We start from the raw sequence: 9,786 nt of genomic DNA, 5'->3' as shown, positions 1-9,786 counted from the left end.
GTGAGCGTGGTTTTGCCTGAATCGATATGAGCGCTGATGCCGATGTTTCTGATTCTCTCGATGCGTGTTGCCATGATGTCCTCGATTGGTGAGCGCAGTGCCTGACCGGTTGATGCGCTCGGTCTTTGTGTTATTTGTGTTAAAGGTATAATAAAAAAAAGATCCCTCATTTGGCAATGACCACACCAGATGTGGGACCTTCAACTACCGATCAGATTGCTGGAGGGCTAATATAGTGTTGTTGCAGCGGATGTCAACAAAAAAGTCTCCATGAAACCGGCTACCGAAAACCCAATCGTAACCACGTATTGACGAAGCAGTGGCATCCGGTCTATTTATAAGCAAAAAAGACTGCAGGAAACCTATAAAAACCGGCGTCTGCCTGGTAATCGAACGATATAGCGATTTCAGGCAACATCGTTCGCAAAAGAGCCACAGCCACAATATGGACGAATCGACAGCCGAAATCAGCGTCCTTCAGGAAAAGCTCAGGCTTCTGGAGAAGGAAAAAGAGGTCTGGCGTAAAACCCAGTTCATCGCCAATGCGGCCGATCAACTGCTCACCATGATCGACCGGAATTATAATTACGAGAGCGTCAATCAGGCTTACTGCCGTGCCCGGGGGCAGCGGCACGGAGATGTTGTCGGCAAAAGTGTTGCCACCGTATGGGGACAGGATCAGTTCGACTCGATTATCAAATCCAAGTTAGACCACTGTTTTGCCGGAAATGTAACCACCTCTGAAGACTGGTTCAAGTTCGACGGCAAGGAATTGCGCTGCTATCAGGTCACCTACAATCCTTATCGGGACGATAGCGGCCAGGTGACCCATGCCGTCGTGGTCACCCACGACATCACCGCCCGCAAACATGCGGAAGCCGGGATGAAAAAGGCCAACGACCGTCTCGAAAGGCGGGTGCAACAGCGTACCGAGGCGCTGGAGCAGGCCAACAATCAACTTCGCAATGAAATCGAAGAACGCAAGCGGGTGGAAAAAGCCCTGAGGGAAAGTGAGGATCGATACCGCTCCGTTTCCCGGGACATGCCGGCCATGGTTTGTCGGTATCTGCCCAACGGCGATCTTACCTTTGCCAACGTCCGGTTTAAAAATCACTTTCAGCTTTCCGACGAAACGCTTGAGGAAACGAACGTTTTCGCTTTTTTTCCCGACGCGGGGCGGCAGCGCATGAAAAAACGACTGCAACGCCTTCGTCCGGAAAAACCCATGGTCATTTACGAACAGTGCACCCGGACCGAAATCGGTGATATCTTGTGGCGGCAGTGGACCGACCGCGCCCTGTTCAATGAGCAGGGCACCGCCATGGAATACCAGAGCATCATAATCGATATTACCGAGAAAAAAAATGTGGAGAGCCAACTCCAGCAGGCACAGAAAATGGAGGCCATCGGCACGCTGGCCGGCGGCATTGCCCACGACTTCAACAACCTGCTCATGGGAATACAGGGAAACATCTCCCTGATGGATCTGAATGTCGACCACTGCCATCAGCTGTACGAGAATATCCGCAGCATTGAGCAGTTGGTGGACAGCGGCGCCAACCTGACCCGGCAGCTGCTGGGTTTCGCCCGAGGCGGTAAATATGTGGTCAAGCCCACGAACCTGAACGATGTGGTCTCAGAAACAGCCGTCCTGTTCGGCCGAACCCGCAAATCCATCCGGATCCATGAGACCTATGAACCAAACGTTCGCCCGGTCTCCGCCGATCGGGGGCAGATCGAACAAGTCTTGATCAACCTTTACCTCAACGCCTGGCAGGCCATGTCGGAAAAAGGCGATCTTTACCTGGAAACCCAGAACGTCACCATTGACGAAAAATTCGTCAAACCCTTTGAAATCAGCTACGGCGACTATGTGCGGGTATCGGTCACAGATACGGGAAAAGGTATCGACCCGACCATCTCCCATCGAATTTTCGACCCTTTTTTCACCACCAAGGAGTTGGGCTGTGGATCGGGCCTTGGGCTCGCCTCGGTGTTTGGCATCGTGAAGAACCACGACGGCATTGTGGATTTTGAAAGCCATGCCGGCCGCGGCACCACCTTCAGTGTCTACCTACCCATCTCCCAGAAAACCAGCAAAGAAACGGCACCCGAACCGGAGTGCATCTTAAACGGTCCGGAAACCATTTTATTGGTCGACGATGAACCCTATATCCTCGATGTGGGGGTGAAGATGCTCGAAAAAATGGGATACACCGTGCTCAAAGCCTGCTGCGGCGAAGATGCGGTCCGTGTGTTCACCGACATGCCCCAGCAGATTGACCTGGTGATTCTGGATTTAATCATGCCGGACATCGGCGGCGGTGAGGTCTTTGATCGGCTGCGCAGCATCAGACCGGAAATCAAGGTGCTGCTGGCCAGCGGCTACAGCATGGGTGACGCCGCCGCCATCATCGCTCGGGGATGCAACGGGTTCATCCAGAAACCCTTTGGCATGGAAAAGCTCTCCCATGCCATCCGGGAAGTAATCGACAATGGCCACCACCAGCCCGCCGTCTGATTGGTCCGATGACACCGTCTCACCTGTTTGAGCCAGACCCGCTTTCATTTCCTTAAAAAACAGATGCCATCGCATGATCTTTTCGAGCGTATTCTTTATCTTCGCCTTCCTGCCGGTGGTGATCCTTGGCTACTACGGCCAGTATGTGCTGTTTAAAAACCGTCTGCGCAACCTGACCCTGCTCGTCGCCTCCTATCTTTTCTATCTTTTCGGCGCCCCGGATTTCATTCTGTTTCTGGCCGGGTCCACCTTGTTTGACTATGCGATGGGCCGCTTTATGGATCGGTTTGAAGCGCAAAAGCGGTTGTGGCTGACCCTGTCCGTCGGGGTCAACCTGGGGCTGCTGGCCTGGTTCAAGTACGCCAACTTCATGGTGGACCAGGCCGCCGACTACCTCGTCCGGATGGGAATCGACCCGACCGGATGGGAAACGGTGGCCCTGCCGATAGGCATCTCGTTTTTCACCTTCCAGAAGCTCAGCTACACCATCGATGTCTACCGTGGGCGGTGCCGGTCCATGGCCAATATAATCGACTTTTTTATGTATGTGGCCCTGTTTCCCCAGCTGGTGGCCGGTCCCATTGTGCGGTTCCGGGACATCCACGACCAGATCAACCAACGGGTGGAATCGTGGGACAACTTTCATGCAGGCGCGGTGCGGTTTTGCTGGGGCCTGTGCAAAAAAGTAATCCTGGCCGACACCTGCGGCCGGTTTGCCGACGTCATATTCGGTCTCCCGCCCGCTGTGCTGGACACCCAAACTGCATGGCTGGGGGCCCTTGCCTACACGCTTCAGATCTATCTGGACTTTTCCGCCTACTCGGACATGGCCATCGGCCTGGGCATGCTCTTTGGTTTCCGCTTTCTGGAAAATTTCAACCGTCCATACAGCGCCGTGAGCCTGACCGATTTCTGGCGGCGGTGGCATATTTCCTTGAGTCGCTGGTTCCGGGATTATCTGTACATTCCGCTGGGCGGCAGCCGAAAAGGGGCACCGCGCACCTACCTGAACCTGACTCTCGTGTTTCTCCTGTGCGGGTTCTGGCATGGCGCCAAATGGACCTTTGTGGCCTGGGGCGCCTACCACGGCCTCTTTTTGGTGATTGAGCGGATCACCGGCCTGCGTCGGGTTTCCGAAAACCGCCTGCGCGGGCTTCGTCGCCTGTTGACACTGGTGGTGGTGATGTGCGGCTGGGTCATCTTCCGCTGTGACAATCTGGGCCAGGCCCACCATTTTTTCACGGCCATGTTCAGTCTCACCAGCCTGGAAATACCGGCATCCCTGGTGAATCTGATGGACCTTAAGAACACGGTGCTCATGCTCTGTTCGGCCACGACGCTGATCCTGCCATCCGGGGCCATGGATGCCGAACCCTTATTGGCGCAACGACGATTACTGGCGACCATGGTGGGAATCGTTCTATTCATGGCGCTATTGCCCTGGTGCTTGGCCATTTTGTCTTCCGGCTCCCAGAACCCTTTCATCTACTACCGGTTTTAATCGAAATGGTGAAAAAGTTTTTCTCTTTATTTTTCGTGCTTCTGCTGGCCGCACCGGTCGTCTTGTGGGGGGTCGGCCAAATGCGCAGCAATGGGGACAACACCGTCCGGCAGGGATTTCCCCGGCCGCATGCAGCGCTGTGGCTGGACCGAGGCTTCTACCAGGCTGTCGAAGGCTGGTTTGAAGAATCCCTGCCCGCCGGAAAACCCCTGAAAATTTTCCACAGCTGGCTGAATTATAAATTTTTTTCTGCCACCTCGGCCACGGCGGTACAGCTCGGCATCCACGGCTGGCTTTACCCTAAGGGAGCCAGTGAGGATCACCCGGTGCCAACGGCCCCCCGGCAGAAAGGCCACCGGCTGTTTCTGGAGCTACACGCGGTGGAGAAAATAATCAACGCCACGGGGCGCCGGTTTCTGACCACGGTGGTTCCCGGTAAGGCGGCCATTTATCCGGAGTATGCGGGTGCCGGCCATACAGGGGCGAAAAGTCCATTATACAAGGCGCTGATCGATGCCAACCGCCGTCACCCCTTGAGCGGCTTTATCGAACTGGACCCGGTGTTGAAAAAAGCCAAACTCAGTGGCGTGGATGTCTATCACAAACGGTCACGCCTGTGGACCTGCAGCGGAGCCGCCGCCGCCGCCCAACCGATCCTGAAGTTTCAGGGACTGGCAAACCCGGCACCCCGCAATCGTTCGGCAGTTGCCTGCCCACCGCCGGACGATGACCTCTACCGTCTTGTTCTGGGCAAGAAGCCGCAGGAAAAAACACCGTTGGCCGGCCATGCCGCAGGGCCCCACGCCGTCAATGGTCCAGTGGGAGTGGTCTATGGCGACGATTATATGGAACGCCTCCTGCCGTTTATCACCCATGCGTTTAAAAGCATGGCGGTCATCGATTCAACCCAGGAACCCACGTTCGGACGGAATGTCATGGCCAGAGATAGTGATTGGGTGATAGTGGAAAGCGCGGAGGATGGGCTCGATCGGCTTCACCTGAATCTGGAAGCCTTATATACTCTGGCAGCCGGCCAACAGATGCAGGGCGTGGTTAAACGAAACATCGCCCTTGACGGTGCAAAACCGGTGACCCCGTGTGCGCTGGACATCACCCCTGCCGGTCTGCAAATCCGTTCCCCGGGCGAGGAGGCCTTTTTCTCCCTGCCCCCGATTTCAGGATCGACGAACACCGTCTTCAGGATGGTGAACCTGACCTTCTCCCCGGCGCACCAGGGTCGGATCACCGTCAAGACCTGGCCTGGCGACACCGGCTTGATCCAGCGAAGCCTGAGCCGGGAAACCCTGAACATGATCGTTCCCCTGCCCTTCGATGAAACGGTGGAGATACAGATCAACCCCAGCGAGCACCCGGGGGTGTTCATCCTGAAAAACGCGCAATTGTTGAGTTTTTACGGCAAGCATCCGATGCCAGTGGTTCCGGAGACATCCGCCGCCGCCGGCGATATCTACAGCGGGATGGCCATTCAACCGATCGAACCGCCGGCCGGAGATTCGGCCGTCGATCCGGCCATGCAGTCAGCCGCGCATCTCAGCAATGCGCTGCCCGGACTGAGCCTGCCCGGACTGAACCTGCCCGAACTAACCCTGACCGATATCGAACAGGGCCGTATCTTTCAACGTCAGGGCCAGGATGCGGATATCGTGGTCACCGGCACCTACACAGGCATGCAGGGACCGGTTGAAGCCCGGGTGGTGGACGCCGGGACCGACGCGGTGGTAGTACCCTGGACCGTGGTGGACGGCTCACCTGAAAACGGGCTTTACACGGGTATATTGCGCCAGGTTCCCCAGGGGGGGTGGTACCGGTTACATGTGCGCAGCGCAATCACCCCGTGGATGGTCAACAAGGGCGGCAACCGGTGGGGAGTGGGTATGCTGGTTGCCTGCATCGGCCAGTCCAACATGCGCGAATGGTTCTTCACGGGCAAAGACCACCAGCCTTCACCCCTTCTCATGATTCACCGCAATGGCGGATGGATCACGCCCGGTGTTGAGGGCAACGGGGCGCTGGCTTTGGGCAACCGGTTGGTTTCAACGCTGAAGATACCGGTTGGCCTGCTGGACTACTCGGTCAATGGCACCGGCCTGACGGCCAGGGCGGAATGGGGCAAGGGCTTCTGGCTGGACACCGGACCTGACGGCATCTATCGGCAATTCATCGACGGGGTCAACACCGTCGGCGGATCGGTGGAGTTCGTGCTGTGGATGCAGGGAGAGGCGGATGCGGCGCGGGGGACGGTATCGGGCGAGGAATACCGCGCTGCTCTGGAACGCTTCGTCAACGATCAGATTCGGTCGGACATCAACAATGGGTCGTCCCGGCCCCAACTTCCCTTTTTGATCATACCTTTGGTCAAGCGACCCAGTGGCAGGGACATCTCCTGCCAGTGGATACGCGACGCCCAGATGGATGCGTTGAAAACCATTGACGAGCATCATCTGGCCGCCCTGAGCATCGATCTGGAGAACCGCGGCCGCCAGCACCTGGCGCCATCGTCTTACTCCTCCCTTGGCATGCGGACGTCTCAAACCATCTTTTACCTGCTGGGCAAGGCCCCCTACCATCGTGGTCCAGCCATTACGGCAGTCACCCGATCGTCCGACAGGGTTATCGATATTGCCATCGGGCACCAGGGCGGATCCGACTTCACCCCATGGACGGAGATCACCGGGTTCGAGGTTCTCGCCGATCGGCAGCCGCTGCCCATCAGCTCGGTTTCACGCAAGGACGGCCATACCATCCGCATCGTGCTGGAAGACCCGGCCCCCATGGATTTCAACGTGCGCTACCTGTACGGTGCCCATCCCGACACGTCCAACCCGGTCCGGGACAACACAGACTTGCGTCTTCCGTTGGAGCCGTTTTTCAAATAACCGGTATATAGACGGTGGCCTTTTTCTGTAATTCTGATATAAACGCGCCATGAATAAGCCATCACGATTCGCGGGTTGGATTCAAAAGCGTTCGGAAAATACGGAGAACCTTTTCACCTGCTGGCTACCCAGGCAGACCGGCATCTTCTCCATGTTCATTCTGCGCCGCCTCTTCTCAGGCATCCGCCTGAATCCCGATCTCAAGGCGACCCTGGAGGACCTTCCCGATAACGCCGTCATCGTTTACGTCTCCAAAACCAAAAGCTATTTCGAATTTCTATGCTACTATACCCGCTACATGCAGGCCAAACTACCCTATCCCCAGTTGGGTTTCGACTGCAGTATCCGTTTCTTGCAGCCGGTGGGCCGGCTGTTTCGCATCGCCACCGCCCAGGTGAGGTTCTTCCTGCGCCATTTTTCGTTTAGGGACCCTTACCGGGCAGGCTTCATCCGCGACGAAATCGACAAGGGGACCACCGCCTTTTTGCCACTGGTGGAAAAACGCGATTTTTATCGTCGGTTCATCAAATCCAAGACCGATCCCATCCGCCATCTGATCGACATTCAGCAGACCCTGGAGCGGCCCATCTGTGTCCTTCCTCAGTTGTTGTTTTTCAGCAAGCACCCGGCCACCACGATGCCTACGATGGCTGACATTTTTTTCGGCCCTCCGCAAAAACCGGGGAAACTGCGCCGCCTGGCCACGTTGTTCAGAAAACCCGGCAACATCTTTATCGAAGTGTCCGATCCGATCAACTTGAAACGCTTTCTGGAATTGACAGAGAACCGGGGGCGCAGCACCGATTATCTGGCGCTGAAGTTACGGCGGGATCTGCTGAGTCAGATCAATGCCCATCGGAAAAGCATCACCGGCCCCATCATCAAGACACCGGAGGAGATCAAGCAGGAGATCCTGACCGGTGAGGAATTGCGCCAATTCATGGGCACCTATGCCACACGCCGGGAGATGACTATTTTCCAGACCCACCGTGAGGCCATGGGTTACGTGGACGAGATCGCCGCCAATTACAGCCCTTCCTTTATCAATATCGTCCACCGGGTTTTGGGACGTTTCCTGAACACGCTCTTCGAGTCGGTAACCTTCAGCCCGGAAGCGCTGTCGACCATCAAACGCAATTCCCGCAAAGGGCCGATCATCTTCATGCCCGCCCACAAAAGCCACATGGACTCCCTCCTGCTATCCTTTACCCTGTACGACAACCACATGCCCTGCCCACATATTTTTGCCGGCAAAAATCTGGCCTTCTGGCCCATGGGCCCGCTATTCCGTCGGGTGGGGGCCTTTTTTGTGCGGCGCAGCTTTAAAGGTGCCGTCTTCTATGCCAAGGTTTTTGTGGCCTATATTTTTCAGGTGCTTAAAGAAGGGTTTAACGTCGCCGTTTATATCGAAGGCACCCGAAGCCGCAGCGGCAAACTGCTTCAGCCCCAACTGGGCATGCTCTCCATCCTGCTGCACGCCTTTTTCGAGGGCGCCTGCAAGGATCTGGTTTTTGTCCCCGTCTTCATCGCCTACGATCGCATCCCGGACGAAGGATCCTATCTGCACGAAATCAGCGGCGGGAAGAAAACGGCTGAGAATTTCCGTCAGATCCTCAGAGCCAAGCGAATCCTCAAAAACCGTTATGGCAGAGTTCACTTGAATTTCGGTAAACCCTTGGCCCTGAACGACGTGCTGGCTGAGCAGGGGTTGACCGGAGCGGCACTTTCCGCCAAACAACAGAACACCCTGTGCCGAGACATCGGTGCCCGGATGATGAACGCCATCGACCGACAGACTATGGTCACCCCTCAGTCCCTGGTCGCCGGAGCCTTGCTTTCAGGCGGCAGGGAGATCATCTCCCGCAAGGAGTTGGGCTTTCGCATCGAGGCATCCATGAACCAGTTCTGGGCCCAGGGGTCCTGCGTGGCGGATACCCTTGCCGACGGGCATCAGTCCGCCGTAGAGAACGCCCTCTATCATTATCGAGGGCGCAAATTCATCCAGTGGGTCGATGCCAAGGCCAAAGATCAGGCCCGCCACAATGCGTGGCGCATCGTTGAAAACCGGCGCAACGCACTGGACTACTACAAGAATATCAGCATCTGCCATTTTGTTCCCCCGGCCTTCACGGCCCTGGCCATATTGGAAAAAGACGCCTTCCAGTTTTCGGCGGCAGATCTGCACGACACCTATCGTCGCCTTCAGGATCTGTTCTGCGAGGAGTTCAATGCAGACCCGAACCATCCTCCGGCCTACATTGCCCGTAAAACCGTTAAGACGTTCATCGATAATTCGATTCTGGTTCCCCACCCGGCCATGCCGGATACCTACAACCTCTCGTCGGAGGGATTTCGCAAGTTGGTTTTCTTTGCCGGCTATATCCAACCGTTCCTGGAATCCTATCGCACGGCGCTGGTCTATTTCGCCAAGAATCGCCGCAACCATCACCACAAGGCCAAGATGCTGAAAAAAATGCTGGCCATCGGCAACCGCATGTATCGTCAGGGTGAGATCCGGCTCAAGGAGTCCATCTCCAAGGCGAATTATGACAATGCCATTGGTTTCTTTACCAAAAACGGAGTAAGGGGTTCCGAAGACGAGGAAAATTGTCGGCGCTGGAACGACACCTTGGTGCACTACCAGAACCTAATTTTAAGATAGGACGCGGGTTCGACTCCCGCCGCCTCCACCAGCGACAAGCTAAAGATGATTCGCCTCTATTTCCGGCGGCCGGGCTGTCTTTTCCGGGCGCGCATCGGTTTTTTTCGCACCACTTCCAATGAATCGTAAATTTTGGAGCGGGTCTTGCGTTTCAGATCCTTGATGGCCTTGGGATCCGGGTTGTTTTGCATAGCTTCCCGGCAGG

Annotated in this window: 4 protein-coding genes; all 4 read left to right on the top strand. The window is 56.2% G+C overall.

What is annotated here, in order from left to right; genetic code table 11:
• Positions 1 to 445: 445 nt before the first annotated feature.
• Positions 446 to 2,521 carry a PAS domain S-box protein gene (locus QNK41_RS17385; RefSeq protein WP_319259298.1) on the top strand — a complete coding sequence of 692 codons (2,076 nt, stop codon included), beginning with the start codon at positions 446 to 448 and terminating at the stop codon, positions 2,519 to 2,521.
• 73 nt (positions 2,522 to 2,594) lie between these two features.
• Complete coding sequence (locus tag QNK41_RS17380; protein ID WP_319259296.1) at positions 2,595 to 4,022, top strand: MBOAT family protein; 1,428 nt, start codon at positions 2,595 to 2,597, stop codon at positions 4,020 to 4,022.
• A gap of 5 nt (positions 4,023 to 4,027) precedes the next feature.
• Positions 4,028 to 6,919, top strand: coding sequence for a sialate O-acetylesterase (locus QNK41_RS17375; RefSeq protein WP_319259293.1), 2,892 nt, complete (start codon positions 4,028 to 4,030; stop codon positions 6,917 to 6,919).
• A gap of 49 nt (positions 6,920 to 6,968) precedes the next feature.
• On the top strand, positions 6,969 to 9,581 hold the full coding sequence (locus QNK41_RS17370; protein WP_319259291.1) for a 1-acyl-sn-glycerol-3-phosphate acyltransferase: 2,613 nt from the start codon (positions 6,969 to 6,971) through the stop codon (positions 9,579 to 9,581).
• The last annotated feature ends 205 nt before the right edge of the window (positions 9,582 to 9,786 follow it).

The organism is Desulfosarcina sp., assembly GCF_033791525.1.
Lineage (GTDB): Bacteria > Desulfobacterota > Desulfobacteria > Desulfobacterales > Desulfosarcinaceae > Desulfosarcina.
Note: the sequence above shows the minus strand (reverse complement) of the source record. Positions and strands in the feature narration are given on the sequence as shown.